Source organism: Streptomyces sp. Pv4-95, from assembly GCF_045782725.1.
Lineage (GTDB): Bacteria > Actinomycetota > Actinomycetes > Streptomycetales > Streptomycetaceae > Streptomyces.
On record NZ_CP127172.1, the window covers coordinates 4,772,563 to 4,786,609 of the forward strand.

At 68.8% G+C, this 14,047-nt stretch carries 14 protein-coding genes; 7 read left to right on the forward strand and 7 right to left on the reverse strand.

From position 1 onward, the window contains the following. The first annotated feature begins 245 nt into the window (after nt 1-245). From QOM21_RS20965 to QOM21_RS20975, 3 genes are all read left to right on the forward strand, one after another. Complete coding sequence (locus QOM21_RS20965; RefSeq protein WP_407552191.1) at nt 246-1,919, forward strand: PP2C family protein-serine/threonine phosphatase; 1,674 nt, start codon at nt 246-248, stop codon at nt 1,917-1,919. Beyond that, entirely contained in the window at nt 1,916-2,962 is a 1,047-nt protein-coding gene (locus tag QOM21_RS20970) for a B12-binding domain-containing protein (RefSeq protein WP_407552193.1), read from the forward strand. Before QOM21_RS20965 ends, QOM21_RS20970 begins: the two co-directional genes overlap by 4 nt. Nucleotides 2,963-3,149: 187 nt before the next feature. Beyond that, nucleotides 3,150-4,094, forward strand: coding sequence for a hypothetical protein (locus tag QOM21_RS20975; protein WP_407552195.1), 945 nt, complete (start codon nt 3,150-3,152; stop codon nt 4,092-4,094). A 24-nt stretch (nt 4,095-4,118) separates the two neighbouring features. Here QOM21_RS20975 and QOM21_RS20980 read toward each other — a convergent pair whose 3' ends face one another. Beyond that, the gene (locus QOM21_RS20980; protein WP_407552197.1) at nt 4,119-4,406 is read right to left on the reverse strand and encodes a hypothetical protein; all 288 of its coding nucleotides are present in this window, start codon (nt 4,404-4,406) and stop codon (nt 4,119-4,121) included. Then, nucleotides 4,406-5,059 (reverse strand): HNH endonuclease family protein, encoded by a 654-nt coding sequence (locus QOM21_RS20985; RefSeq protein WP_407552199.1) that lies wholly within the window; start codon nt 5,057-5,059, stop codon nt 4,406-4,408. The genes QOM21_RS20980 and QOM21_RS20985 overlap by 1 nt, the downstream gene beginning before the upstream one ends. Before the next feature lie 157 nt (nt 5,060-5,216). On the opposite strand from QOM21_RS20985, the gene QOM21_RS20990 reads away from it, so the two are divergent. Together QOM21_RS20990 and rsgA are read left to right on the forward strand one after the other, a co-directional pair. Then, on the forward strand, nt 5,217-5,429 hold the full coding sequence (locus QOM21_RS20990) for a hypothetical protein (protein ID WP_407552200.1): 213 nt from the start codon (nt 5,217-5,219) through the stop codon (nt 5,427-5,429). Between the two features lie 322 nt (nt 5,430-5,751). Then, complete coding sequence (rsgA, locus tag QOM21_RS20995; protein WP_407552202.1) at nt 5,752-6,912, forward strand: ribosome small subunit-dependent GTPase A; 1,161 nt, start codon at nt 5,752-5,754, stop codon at nt 6,910-6,912. A gap of 141 nt (nt 6,913-7,053) precedes the next feature. On the opposite strand, the gene QOM21_RS21000 is transcribed toward rsgA, so the two are convergent. The 5 genes from QOM21_RS21000 to QOM21_RS21020 form a co-directional block, all read right to left on the reverse strand. After that, entirely contained in the window at nt 7,054-7,806 is a 753-nt protein-coding gene (locus QOM21_RS21000) for a thioesterase II family protein (RefSeq protein ID WP_407552204.1), read from the reverse strand. A 14-nt stretch (nt 7,807-7,820) separates the two neighbouring features. Beyond that, a complete protein-coding gene (fdxA, locus tag QOM21_RS21005) occupies nt 7,821-8,144 on the reverse strand; it encodes a ferredoxin (protein ID WP_407552205.1) in 324 nt (107 codons plus the stop codon). Between the two features lie 41 nt (nt 8,145-8,185). Continuing rightward, nucleotides 8,186-8,668, reverse strand: a complete 483-nt coding sequence (locus QOM21_RS21010; RefSeq protein WP_407552207.1) for a hypothetical protein — start codon at nt 8,666-8,668, stop codon at nt 8,186-8,188. A gap of 123 nt (nt 8,669-8,791) precedes the next feature. Then, a complete protein-coding gene (locus QOM21_RS21015) occupies nt 8,792-8,968 on the reverse strand; it encodes a hypothetical protein (RefSeq protein WP_407552209.1) in 177 nt (58 codons plus the stop codon). 326 nt (nt 8,969-9,294) lie between these two features. Beyond that, complete coding sequence (locus QOM21_RS21020; RefSeq protein ID WP_407552211.1) at nt 9,295-10,344, reverse strand: aldo/keto reductase; 1,050 nt, start codon at nt 10,342-10,344, stop codon at nt 9,295-9,297. An 886-nt stretch (nt 10,345-11,230) separates the two neighbouring features. Between QOM21_RS21020 and QOM21_RS21025 the strand changes: the two genes are divergently transcribed. Together QOM21_RS21025 and QOM21_RS21030 are read left to right on the forward strand one after the other, a co-directional pair. Beyond that, complete coding sequence (locus QOM21_RS21025; protein WP_407552212.1) at nt 11,231-12,361, forward strand: cytochrome P450; 1,131 nt, start codon at nt 11,231-11,233, stop codon at nt 12,359-12,361. Nucleotides 12,362-12,390: 29 nt separating this feature from the next. Beyond that, nucleotides 12,391-14,040 carry a condensation domain-containing protein gene (locus QOM21_RS21030; RefSeq protein WP_407552214.1) on the forward strand — a complete coding sequence of 550 codons (1,650 nt, stop codon included), beginning with the start codon at nt 12,391-12,393 and terminating at the stop codon, nt 14,038-14,040. The last annotated feature ends 7 nt before the right edge of the window (nt 14,041-14,047 follow it).

Here is a 14,047-nt window from a genome sequence, read left to right on the forward strand (position 1 = left end):
GGAGAAGCGGCGACCACCGGGGGCCGGAGAAGCGACGGTCAGCAGCGGGGCGGGAGAAGCGGCGGTCGGTACATGGGACTCTCTGCCAGGCGCTCACCTCTTCGGTGCCCGTGCGGCGCCCGTCGACCGGGGCCCGACGACGCGCCGAGCCGCCACCGATGACGCCCGGAGGCCGTGAGGAGACCTCGGTCTCGGGCGGTGCGGCGCTACCGGCGGGCCCCGGGCCGCGGTACACGCCCGGCTCCGTGCCCGCGCGTCTGCTGGACCTGCTGGACCAGGCCCTGGTGTGGTGCGAGGCGTCCGGGGCGGTCAGCGGTTTCAACCGTCCCGCGGCCCGGCTCTTCCCGCGCCTGCGGGTGGGCGAGGTGCTGGGACCGGCTGCCGGGCCGATGGCGACGGCCTTCGCACGGGGCGACGCGGACTTCGACGCCTCCTTCGAGGGCCGCAGGCTCGTGGGGCGCCGGGAGACATGCGAGGGCCGCGCGGTGTGGCTGGTGAGCGACCTCGGGGTCCCGGGGGAGCGCGAGGGCCCCCCGGGCGGGAGCCCGCCGAACGACGCGGACGCCGCACGCGACGATGCGGACACCCCGGGGAGCGACGCGGACGCCCCGTACGACCGCGCCGCCACCCTGCGCGAATACCAGGTCACTCTGAAGGCCGAGCGCGAGCACTCGGCCTTCCTGGAGCGCGCGGGAGCGCAGCTGGGCGGCTCGCTGCACCACGGCCGGACGGTCCGCACCCTGGCCCGGAGCGTGCTGCCCCTCCCCGTGGACGCGGCGGTCGTCGTGCTGCCCGTACACGGCCGCCGCAGCTCATGGCACCGAGCCGGGCCGGGCGGGGCCGAGGCTTCCGGACAGCTGCCGACGGAGGTCCTGGACCGTGTGCCGCCGATCGACGATGCCCTGTCCGGTCTGAGCCCCGGGGCGGGCCCCTTCCCCGCGGACGAGCTGCGCGACCTCACCGATGTCCTGCCGCCCCACCTGACCCGCGGTGGCCAGGCACTCGTGCTGCCCCTCTCCGGGAGCGGCGTCTCGGCCGGGGCGCTGCTCCTGATCCGCCTCCCGGAGCGGCAGGGCTTCGCCGGTCCCGACATCGAGCTGGCGCGGCAGTACGCCGCCCGAGCCGGACTCGCGCTCTCCACCGCCGCCCTCTACTCCCAGCAGGCGCAGACCACCGCCGTCCTCCGGGCGAACCTGGAGCCCCGTCCGCTGCCCGCAGTCGACGGCGTCGGCCTGGGTGCCGCCTACCGACCCGCCGCCCAGGCCCTCCGCATCAGCGGCGACTTCTACGACGTGGCGCCGCGCCCCGACGGAGGAGTCTCGTTCTTCTTCGGCGACGTGTGCGGCAAGGGTGCGGAGGCCGCGGTGCTCGCCGGCCTGGTCCAGCAGAGCCTGCGCACTCTCGCACTGACCGACACCGCCCCCGTACGGGACCTCCACCTGCTCAACGACGTACTCCTCGGCGACGACAGCCGCTTCACGACACTCGTCACGGGCACCGCCCGCCCCGCCCCGGACCACGGCCTGACGGTGGTGACCGCGGGCGGCGGGCACCTTCCCCCGCTGATCCTGCGCCGCGACGGCCTCGTCGAAGAGGTCGCGATCGACGGCACCGTGGTCGGCATCCTGCCCGACCCGTCCTTCGACCTGACCACCTCCCGGCTCGCCCCGGGGGAGCTGATGCTGCTCTACAGCGACGGCGTCACCGAGGCCCGCGGCGGACCGAGCGGCCACGCGCTGTACGGCGACGAACGGCTGGCCCGTGCCCTGGCCGAGTGCCAGGGCATGCCGGCCGGCGCGGTCGCCGAGCGGGTCGAGCTCCTCACCGCCCAGTGGCTGGGCGGCCGCCCCCACGACGACATCGCCGTACTGGCCCTCCAGGCCCCGCCACGGCCCCACCCGGCACAGGACGTCCCGTGAGCCCCGCGATCACCGATGACGACCGAGCCGCCTTCGACCGCCACGTGATGCGCGGCGACGAGGCCGCCGCGGCCGGTCTGGCCGTGCGCCTGGTGGAAGAAGGTGTGCGCGCCGAGGACGTGCTGCTCGACCTGGTGGGGCCCGCGCAGGTGGCGGTCGGCGCCCGCTGGGCCTCCGGCGAATGGACCGTGGCCCAGGAGCACGCCGCCACCCACGTCAGCGAACAGGCGATCGCGGCGGTGAGCGCCGTCACCGCCGCCGAGCCCGACAGCCCTCGCGCCCATGGAACGGCGGGCGGTGTACTGGTCGCCTGCAGCGACGGCGAATGGCACGTCCTGCCCGCCCGGATCCTGTCCGAAGTCCTCCGGCTGCGCGGCCATGACGTCCGGTTCCTCGGCGGTCACGTCCCCGAGGCCCGGCTGGTCTCCGAACTCCACCAGACCGGACCCGATCTGGTGGCCCTGTCGTGCACCCTCCCGATGCGCCTCCCGCTCGCGTACCGCCTGATCCAGGCATGTCGGCCGGTCGGCGTCCCCGTCCTCGCGGGCGGTGCCGGTTTCGGTCCCGACGGCGCCTGGGCCCGCACCCTGGGAGCGGACCTCTACGCCGCCGACGCCCCCGAGGCCGACGGGCTGCTCCGCCGCCGGTGGCCCCCGCCGCTGACCGGCCGGCCCTCGATCGCGCCCGAGTGCGCCGAGGCGTACGCCCAGTTCGTCCGCCGCCGCTCCGAGCTCTTGCACCGCGTCGTCGCCCGGCTGCACGCGCGCCACCCCGTGCTCCGCGACCCCACCGACCAGGAGTACGACGCCACCACCGCCAACCTGAGCCATCTGCTGGACTCCCTCGCCGCTGCCGTGTTCGTCGACGACACCCAGCTGTTCACCGACTTCCTCTCCTTCGCCACGTCCTTTCTCACCGCCCGCTCCCTCCCGTCCGACCGCCTCGTCACGGTCCTGGAGACCCTCGCCGAACTGCTGCGCGACTCACCGCTGTTCATGCGGCACCTCGACACGGGACGGCGATGGCTGGCGGAGAATGCCTGACGCCGCATCAACCCGCCTTTGCCGCCGCCCCCGATCGGCCGTGACCGGCGGACCCCGGCCGCGGATCTTCCGCTTTTCTTTCAAAGCGCTGACACGCTCGCGGCCGTCGGCATTAGAATCCCGGCCAGGGGATCCATTGGCCGGGGGGCCGGGATCCGGGGGTCGAAACGGGGGGAATGGGCCACGCATGCTGCGGGACAGGTCGCACCACCGATACGAGAGAATTCGCATCATCGAGGAGTGGAGCCGCGCCGGAGTATTGGCGGAACGCCGGCGGCTGCCCATCGAGGAACAATTCCGGGAGCGTCTGGACGGAACGGGAGCCCGGCTCTTCAGGCCGGTGAGTCTCAGCTACTCCGACGACACCTGGTACAACACCCAGATCTCCTACCTGCTGGAAGCCTACGACGCGCTGCCCAACCGTCCCGACATCGCTTTCGACTCGACCTGGAAAGTATTCGAATCGACGGCCACCAGGACGGCCAGGAAGCTCTCGGGAAAGCCGCGCAACATCACCGAGGCCCTGAAGTACCTGAGTGAGCATGTCGCGCTGGACGGAGCGGTCCTGGACAGCCTCCTCGGCGAGCTCCCCGGCCAGACCTGCGAGTACCTCTTCAAGAAGATCGTCACGCAGGTGTCGGGCGAGAACTGGAACAAGATCAGAGGAAGGCTGACACCGGGCAACGACCGCAATGACGCGACCGGCGAGAGAATCAGGGACTTTCTCGTGCTCGTCGAAGGGAAGTACCTTCCCGCCGCCGACCTGGACACCAATCGAAAAGGCGCCATGCTGCTCCGCCGTGCGCTGGCCGGTGAAACCCTGAGCATCGACGGAACCGAGGTGACGCTTCCGGAGAAGGCGCGCCTGCGCATTCTCATGAGCGGCCTTCTCTACACCGCGAGGAACGAGCGCACGCACGGCGAAGCGTTTTCACCCTTCTACAGCAGTACGGCGACCCTCAGGACGTACACGCACCCGCACTACCTTTTCCTGTCGACCTATGCGCTGGTCCACCTCATGTGGTCCCGTGGCGGTGAATCGTTCAGCCCACCGGAAAAGGCCGTGGAGCAAAACGTCATCGACAACTTCAGTGAGGCAAAGGACCTGTACGGCCGGCACTGGACAGGTTGAAATCTCCTGACCGCCGCCCCTCTTTCACCGTCGACCGGGTGCGGGAACGACGGCCTCGCTCCCCTGGCGTACGGCGTGCAGAGCGGCGGCGTGCAGCGTTTCCAGCCCGCCCGGCTCCACGGGAGCCGGGCTGCCGGTGAGCGTGTACCACTCCTCGGCGCCGGTGTACTGGATGTGCACCGTCGCCAGGCCGTCGGGCCCGAGGACGGTGGAGAGGGTGAGGTCGCCCGTGATGACGCCGACCTCGTCGGTCATCGCTCCGCCCGGGCCGGCCGTCGCCGTGCCGACACATCGCCTGGGTGCTTCGGGCATCAGGCGCAGGTGTCGAGCATCGTGACGAGCTTGTCCGCCTCCGGCCGCGTCACCGACAGGTCGTAGAGGTGCTTGACGTCCGTCCAGGCCCGTGCGTAGGTGCACCAGTAGTCGTGGTTCGGCGGACTCCACTGGTCGGGCGACTGATCGCCCTTGCTCCTGTTGGAGCCGGCGGACACGGCGATGAGCTGCGCGTGCTGCAGATCGTTGGCGAACTCCGTGCGCCGGGCCGTCGTCCAGCCGTCCGCCCCCGACCGCCACGCGTTGGCCAGCGGCACCATGTGGTCGATGTCCACCTGCGACGCCGCTGTCAGTGTGCGGTTGTCGTAATGGCTGAGCCAGGTACCGGAAACGGCCCGGCACTGGGCGTCCCGCGTGACGTTCTGACCGTCCCGCTTCAGCACGGTCTCCCGGGTGTCGCAGGAGTTGCCCTGCTGGATCCAGTGCGGGAACTTCGCCCGCGAGTAGCCGTCCATGGAGTGCGGTGGCTCGACGGTCAGGTCCGCGAGCTCGGAGCGGGCGACATCCGCGGAAGGCGGATCGGGCATCTCGACGGGAGTCGTGGCGGCCGGAGCGGCGGTGACCGGGCCGAGAACGGCGGCCAGAGCGAGAGCGGCGACAGAACACAACCGTCGGGCGCGTGTGGGGATCATGTGTCAGGAATATCCGACATACTGCCCGGAACGGGGTACCGTGCTCCAGGTGGCGGCGTGTCATCCAGGGCGGCACCGGAGCCCGAGCCCGGTGCCTCGCGGCGCCCGGCCGGAAAATGCCGGGCGGACGGATCGTGTTCGGCGGCACTCTGGAGCCATGACGCGCTGGAAGCTCTACGACAACTGGACGGCGGATCTCGGTGGGCTCACCGTCGAGCAGCTGCGCGAGCGCAGATCCTTTGCGGCACGGCGCGCCCAGGACGCCGTGGCGCGGCGCGCGGGCCGCAACCCCAAGGCCGCCCGCGATTGGCGCGAGAAGCTCCGCGCCGTGGAGGACGAACTCCAAAAGCGCGGCGCCGGCGACACGTAGTCACGTGCCGGGGTTTCCAGGCCGGGCCGGGCATGGATCGCCAACTCGTGGCGGGTGCTGCTTTCATGATCGGCAGTCACCTCGTAAATCGGTTGGCATCCGCCCTCGGCTGTCGTTAGTGTGAGGGTGTTTGCTGCGGTGGCTGTCGGCTGCCGCGGGCAGTCGTATGAGAACGGGAGGTGTGACCGATGGCGGTCTCTGTGCAGGGCGTTGCCCGCAACCAGACGTTCGTTCGCTCCACCTCCGCGGTGTCCGGCTGACCACTGCATTCCTTGCGCGCCTGTGAGCGCGCCGCCGGAGCCGCCCTTGTGAAGGGTTTCTCTTGATTCTCTCTTCTCCCTCGTCTTCCTCCCCCTCGCCGCACCCTCTCGCCTCCTATGGCTGGGACGAGAGCTGGGAAGCCGAGTTCGCCCCCTACGCCGAGCAGGGCCTGCTGCCCGGCCGTGTCCTACGCGTCGACCGCGGACTCTGCGACGTCGTCACGCCGTGCGGCGCGGTGCGTGCCGACACCGAGTACGTCGCTCCCCGGGATCCGATGCTGGCCGTGTGCACGGGGGACTGGGTCGCGGTCGATCCCGAGGACAGCGACCGGCGGTACGTACGGACGCTGCTGCCGCGGCGCACCGCGTTCGTGCGGTCGGCGTCGTCCAAGCATTCCAAGGGCCAGGTGCTGGCCACGAACATCGATCACGTCATCATCTGCGTGTCGCTCGCGGCCGAACTCGACCTCGCGCGGATCGAGCGGTTCCTGGCGCTCGCCATGTCCTGCTCGGACGGTGAGGCGCTGCTGCACGGTACGACCGACTCCCGGGAGTCGGGGGTGCGGCCGCTCGTCGTGCTGACCAAGGCGGATCTCGTACCGGACGCGGTGACGCTGTCGCATCTCCTGGAGGACGTGGAGACCGCGGCGCCCGGGGTGCCGGCGCTGCCGGTCAGTGCGCAGACCGGGGACGGACTCGACGTCCTTGCCGCAATCGCCTCCGGGGGGACATCGGTGCTGCTCGGGCAGTCCGGAGCGGGCAAGTCGACACTCGCGAACGCGCTGGCCGGGCAGGACGTCATGGACGTCCAGGCCATCCGCGACGTGGACGGCAAGGGCCGCCACACGACGACCACGCGCAACCTGCTCGTTCTGCCGGGCGGGGGCGTCCTGATCGACACCCCCGGGCTCCGTGGCGTCGGCCTCTACGATGCCGAAAGCGGCGTCGGGCAGGTGTTCTCGGAGATCGAGGAGCTGGCAGGGCGCTGCCGCTTCCACGACTGCGCGCACGAAAGCGAGCCGGGGTGCGCGGTGCTTGCCGCGATCGACTCCGGGGAGCTGGCCGAGCGGCGGCTGGAGAGCTACCGCAAGCTCATGCGGGAGAACCAGTGGATCGTCGCCAAGACCGATGTGCGGGTGCAGGCCGAGCTGCGCAAGGACTGGAAGCGTAAGAAGGTGCAGGGCAAGGCCGCCATGGAGGCGAAGCGGGGGCGTTGGCGTTAGCACCCGCCCGGCTTCGCGATGACCGCTCCGGGGAGCTGCCTCAGCTCCCCGGACGGCCGGGATCCGTCGGCCGGTGCCGCCACGGCGGCGACCGGTGCGGCGGCCCGGCGCGGCGGCACCCGGCGAGGTGAGAAAGCGCGCTCAGCGTTCCGGAACGAGGGCTGCGGAGCGGATGAGGTCCGCGACCGCCGGCCAGTTGTCCTGGAGGTAGAAGTGGCCACCGCTGAGGGTCTCCAGGCGAAACGGGCCGGTGGTGTGACCCGACCAGGCCCCGATGTCGTCGAGTGACGCCACCGGGTCGGCGTCACCGCCCAGCGCGAGCACGGGGCAGTTCAGCGGCTCGTCACCTCGGGGGCGGTAGGTCTCGCTGGCTTGGTAGTCGCCGCGGATCAACGGCAGCAGCAGCGCGCGCATCTCCGGGTGCTCCAGCAGCTCGGTGGCCGTACCGCCGAGCCAGGACACCTGCTTCGCAAGTGCCGTGTCGTCGAGCAGGTACGAGGTCGTCAGTCGCACCCGCGAGGGCGCCGGACGGCCCGATGCGACCAGGGAGAGAGGGCCCTCGTCACCGAGCCGCAGGGCCACCTCGTAGGCGAGGATCGCGCCCATGCTGTGCCCGAAGAAGACGGTCGGCACGTCGGCGGCGGCCTGCCGGAAGGCATCGGCGATGCGGTCGGCCAGTTCGTGGAGATCCGTGATGACGGGTTCGTCGTGCCGATCCTGGCGCCCCGGGTACTGCACGGCGACGGCCTGCATGTCGCCGGCGAGCTCGGATCCCAGCGGCCGGTAGACGCTCGCGGAACCTCCGGAATGGGGGAAGCAGACCACTTGCGGTGTACGGGCCCGCTCGTGGCCGGACGGACCGAGGCGTTTGAACCAACGGGAAGGATCGGGCATGGTCCGTCTCCTTGTCAGACGCGCGTTTGCAGAGGAAGCGCGGCGATGAGGGGATGGTCCCGCTCGATCATGCCCAGTTTCGAGGCGCCGCCGGGAGAGCCGAGCTCGTCGAAGAATTCGACATTCGCCTGGCGATAGTCCTGCCATTCCTCCGGCGCGTCGTCCTCGTAGAAGATCGCCTCGACCGGGCAGACCGGTTCGCAGGCGCCGCAGTCGACGCACTCGTCCGGATGAATGTAGAGGGAGCGCTCGCCCTCGTAGATGCAGTCGACCGGGCACTCCTCGACGCAGGCCTTGTCCTTGACGTCGGCGCAGGGCTGAGCGATTAAGTATGTCACTCTGCTATTCCTCGTTCGGTGTGACGGGAGCTGTACTGACGTCAGATCAGGCCGATACGAATACTCGTATCCAAGTTGTCGAGGGCGGAGTAGCAGTAGGACGCCCTCGTCGCCGAAATGAGCGGTGCACCCCACCTCTTGGCGACCAGCGCGGAGTGGCAGGCGGCCAGGACCTCGGCGCCCGTCACGCGGCGGTCGAGGTATCCGGCGTACAGCTGCCCGGCGGAAACCGTCTCCGCGGGAGTGAGGTCGACGATCTCAACTCCCCCGCTCTCCTGGAACTTTCGGACCGGTACGCCCGTGCCGTCCCGGTGATCGCGTGCGCACTCCTCGTCCCAGCACGTACGCATGCTGCAGGCGACGGCGAATGCCACGGCCGGCGTGATGAGGCGGATCGTCCCCGCTCGTGCCGCGTCGCCCACGGCCGTGCCGTCCGGTGTGTGGCCCACGGCGATCCGGTACAGCGAGAACGGGTCGACCACGGCGACTTCGGCGGTCTCCAAGAGTTCATCCTGGACAGCCACTGCAATATCTCCTCGATGGTGACGCGAAGGGGGAGGTGAAGCGGCCCTGTGGCCTTGCGTGGGATCTGCCACGCCCGTGCCATGGATGCCCGGTCGACGGACGAGCCACTCACTGATGGGCGATCAAAGACCTTGCCAGATCGGGTCGTTGCTCTCGCGACCGGGGCCGTCGGGGCTGTGCTCGGACACGCGCTGGGGACGGAGCGAGGCGCGGGTGACCGGGCGCTCGTACGTCTCCATCCTGGCCATCCCGTCGCCGGGCGCGGTGCTTTGCTCCGATGTCTCGTGAACCTTGCTCACGGGAGTCTCCTCAAAGTAGCTCCGTCGCCTTGGGACCCGTCGCGGCGGGAACGGCCAGGAATATGAAGCAGCCACCAGGCGATGACGAATGGGGACCCCCGGAGGATGACGGCGAAGAGGAACGGGCCGTCGGGGTCGCAGAAGAGGCTTGTACCGGAGTCGAGGACGCCGGCAAGGACCTCGAAGAAATCCTTGCCCGGTACGCGCCTGGGTGTCAATGGGTGGCCGGCATGTTCCTTCCGTGCGGGCTATTGATAATGCACGGAAGATGGCTCCCTATTCATCGAACGGGCGCCAAGATGCCAAGAGTGTGTCAAGTTTATTGCTTATCCAGCAGACCGATCCGCGAGTGGGCGACGCCGGAGTGCGGAATCGGCCACCGCCGGCGGCGGCCAGGAGGCGATGGGGTCGTACAGGTTGGTCCCTGGCGGGACGATCTCGTCGATACGGTCGAGCGCCGCCTCGTCGAGGGTGACCGAGGCGCCCTTCACCGCGTCCTCCAGCTGCTTCATGGTCCGCGGGCCGATGATCGCCGAGGTGACGGCGGGGTGCGTCGTGACGAAGGCCAGGGCGAGCTCGGGCAGGGTGCAGCCGAGGTCGGACGCCAGGTCGATGAACTGCTCGACGGCCTCAAGTTTGGCCTGGTTGGCAGGAATTGAGGGATCGAAGCGGGACGGAACGGCTGCCGGGCGGCCCTTCGTGAGGTCGATGTCCTGTCCCAGGCGGTACTGGCCGGACAGGAAGCCGAAGGCCAGCGGACTCCAGGTCAGCACGCCCATCCGGTAGCGCTGACAGGCGGGGAGGACGGCGCGCTCGATGCCCCGCGCGAGCATGGAGTACGGGGGCTGTTCGGTACGGAAGCGCTGCAGGCCCCGGCGCTCGGACACATGGTGCGACTCGACGATGTCCTCCACGGGGAAGGCCGAGCAGCCGAAGGCCCGTATCTTTCCCTGCTGTACCAGGTCGGTGAGGGCGCCGAGGGTCTCCTCTATATCGGTCGTGTAGTCCGGGCGGTGCACCTGGTAGAGGTCGATCCGGTCGGTGTTCAGCCGTGCGAGGCTCTCCTCGACCGCCTGGACGATCCAGCGCCGCGAGTTGCCGCTGCGATTGCGGCCCTCGCCCATCTGGAAGTGCAGCTTGCTGGCGAGTACGACGTCGTCGCGCCGGCCCTTGAGCGCCTTGCCCACGATCGTCTCGGACTCGCCGGCCGAGTACATGTCCGCCGTGTCGACGAAGTTGATTCCCTGGTCGAGGGCGGTGTGGATGATCCGGGTGCAGTCGTCGTGGTCCGGGTTTCCCGCGAGGCCGAAGTTCATGGTGCCCAGGCAGTAGGCGCTCACTTCGATGCCTGTGCCGCCGAGTGTGCGATAACGCATGGTCATGACTCCCTGACTGTCTCGTTACGGAGAGGAATGGGGATCGCATGGCGCTGGAAACGCGCCCCACGCAGGAGGAGTCCGGAGCGGGCGCCGAGGGAGGCCAGGGCGCTGTGGGGGCCGCGTTCGAATGCAAGATCATACACACGGCCTCTGCTCGGACAATGGGCAATTGAAGGTTGAACACCATGGGGCTCGCCGTGCGCTACCCCGTGGCCGAAAAGTACCCGGGTGGCGAGAAGCGCCTGCGACCTGCCGACGGCACCTCAGAGCGCTCCCAAGCCATGACGTGACCTCCTCGGCGACCCGGGCCGAGGGCCGGTCGGCCGGCGCAAGTGTGGCGTCACGAGGTGACCGAATCATGCCGAGTAATTGACTGAATTCCGATGCAATAAATGAAGTTCATTATTACTTCGGTGGCGGTGTTTGAAAGCCTCGAACCCGGGGGATCAGCGCTCGCCGCGAACTGGCCGAATCGTGACTGATCGTTGCATACAGAGCGGTTGAAATGCGACATACCGATGGAATGGAGGCATGGAAATTCGCTGTTGACACTCGTTCATAAGGCGTGTTTGGATCGCTTCGAACTTGGGCGGGTGGGTTTGCGTCACGGAGGATGCGAGAGCCCGCAGGAGTTAGTCCATTTCATTTGCTGTTCATTGACGCGACGCCTTGCGGGCGAGTTCCATGGGAACTCGGAGTACTTGACAGCCGCGATTCGATTCGACTGCTCGCGTCAACTGTTTTCGTGATGCATCAATGAAAGGATTCGGTCATCTCTATTCAACAAACTCGGATGTCCGGATGTCCCGTTGATGCGGGATCAGCTGATCTCATCGACCCGAACTTGTACAGCGATGGCAACGCGCACGAAATCTGGCGTCAGATGCGCGAGATGGACGGCCTCAGCTGGCACCAGGTGGATGAAACACGCGGTTTCTGGTCGGTTGTGAAGTTCGCCGACACGGATCTGGTCCTGCGCGACACCGCCACCTTCACCTCCGAGCGGGGCACACTGCTCGACCTCCTCGGAACCGACGATCCGGCCGGCGGCCAGCAGCTCGCCGTCACGGACCCGCCGCGGCACACCGAGCGGCAGGCGCGGTTGAAGAAGGCCCTGGCCGTCAAGGCCGTGGACCGGCAACGGGAGATGATCCGGCCCAAAGTGCTCGACCTGCTCGAACCATTAGGTGACGGCGGGGTATACGACTTCGGCACCGCCATGCTGGGGCTGCCCATGTCGGTCACCGGCACGATGATGGGGCTGCCGGAGGTGGACTGGGCCTGGCTCAGCCGGCTCACCACCGTGTGCATCGCCGCCGACGACCCCGAATTCCAGGACGAGGGCGGCAAGGAGGCCACGCTCCAGTCGGCCCACCGGGAGCTCTTCGGCTACTTCCAGGACCTCATGCGCCACCGCCGTGACAACCTCGGCGACGATCTGCTCAGCGTGCTGATCTCCACACGCTTCGAGGGCCGGCTCATGTCCGCCAGCGAGATCGTGGCGAACTGCTACAGCCTGCTGCTCGGCGCCAACGTCACCACGCCGCACGCTCCCACCTTTGTGATGGCCGAATTCACCGGGACCGATGTGCTGGCGGACTGGGCGGCGCATCCCGAGGTCAACGGCACCGCCTACGAAGAGGCGCTGCGCTGGGCCTCGCCGGTCAACCACGTGCTGCGCTATGCCACTCGGGACACCGAGGTGCGGGGCACGAGGATTGCCGCCGGGGAGGCGGTCGTGGCATGGCTCGGCGCGGCCAACCGCGACGAAGAGGTCTTCGAGAACAGCCACACCTTCGACATCCGCCGAAAGCCCAACAAGCATCTGGCTTTCGGAATCGGGCCGCACTACTGCGTGGGGCACAGCGTCGCGAGGGTCACCATCGGCATCCTCTTCGAGGAACTGCTCGGCCGCTATGAGGATTTCCGGCCCGCCGGCAAGCCGGAACGGCTGATCTCGAACTTCGCGTCCGGTTACAAGCACGTGCCCATCACGGCGCGCCGCCGCACATGACCGAGCCGGGTGCTTCGAAAGGTTCCGCAGTGTCTGCACACAACCCGTCCGGCACGGTGTGGTACGAAGCAAATCCGGCCCAGAAGGGGCTGTGGGTACTCGACCAGGTCGAACAACTCCGCCCCACGAGCCTCATCCCGGCCGTCGTGGAATTCAAGGGTCCCCTCGATCACCGGTTATTCGTCTCGTCCATTCAACGGGTGCTCGACCGGCATCCGGCGCTGCGCTCCCGATTCCGGCTGGACATCCAGCACCGGCGGATCGAGTACCGCACCGATGGCGAGCCGGCCGAAGCCGGATTCATCGACGCGGCGGCCGAGGGCTGGTCGGAGCAGGAGCTGACCCGGCTGGTCGACGTGCTGTGCTACGCGCCCTTCGATCTCGGGAGCGAGCCGCCGGTCCGGGCGGAGGTGATCCGGGTCGACACCGAGACCACGCTGCTCGTCCTCACCGTGCATCACATCGTCTGCGACGGCTGGTCGCGCAGCCTGATCATCGCCGAGATCGCCGAGGTGTACCGGGCGTTGGCGGCGGGTTCCGAACCCCGGCTCAGCTCGCCGCCGCACCCCAGTGATGTGATCACCATGCTCGGGGCGGACGCCCTGGACGAGCGGCTGCCGGACGTCGTCGAACGCCTCGGCGGCGCACCGATCGAGGTCGAGGTGCCGTTCCGGCGGGACACCGACGACACCTCCCTTGCGGGAGACACCCTCTCCACACAATTCGACGAGGATCTCACCGAGGCCCTCCTGGCGGCCGCCGGAGAAGAAGGCTGCACGCCTTTCATGGCCGGGGTCGCACTGCTGGCCGGGACACTCGCAAGGACCGGCAGCCAGCGGGACTTCCTCTTCGCCTTCGGCTGGCCGGGGCGGGGCGACCCCGCCATTGCCGAGGCAATCGGCATGTTCATGAATACCGTCATGATCCGGGTGACGCTGGACGACACCACGACATGGCGCGAACTCCTGCGGAACGCACGCTTCGGGGCAATGGAAGCGTTCATCGACGGTGATGTGCCGTTGGACGCGGTGACCGCCGCGCTCCGGCCGGAGCGTGACGTCATCTGGCCGCCCCTGTCGGCAGTGCTCGTCAATATGGCCGAGGTCCCCAAGGACATGGCGCTCGCCCCGGGTGTGGTGGGCCGGCTCCAGCCGCTGCCCTCACTGCACATGAAATACGACCTCGGTCTGTTCGTCCGGCTGAACGAGGAGTCCGGCCGTAACCGGCTGGAGCTCTCCGCCGACTTCATCAAGGCCCTGTACCCCCGTGACGCCGTTTCGGAATTCCTAACCGATCTGCGGCGCAGCGCTGTTGCCCTTTCTCATTCCCTGGAGGAAACCGTGACCGAACCGTCCGCCGCCGAAGCAGACCTCTCCACCCCCGAGGCACGCATCGCACTCGTGCGCTCGCTGTGGCAGGAAATCCTCAAGATCGATGATGTTGCCGACGACGTCAGCTTCTTCGATGTGGGTGGCGACTCGCTGCTGCTGATCGTCCTCGTCGAGCGCATGACGCAGGCTTCGGGCCGCGTCATCAAGACGATGGACCTCTTCCGCGCGGGAACGGTGCGCGGGCACGCCGAGTTGCTCTCCGCCGCTGCCGGGGGCACCGCGTCCGGTTCCACCGGCAGCGCCCGCGACCGCCTGCTCGGCGCCGCGCGGGCCGGCGGCCAGGACTGACCCGGCT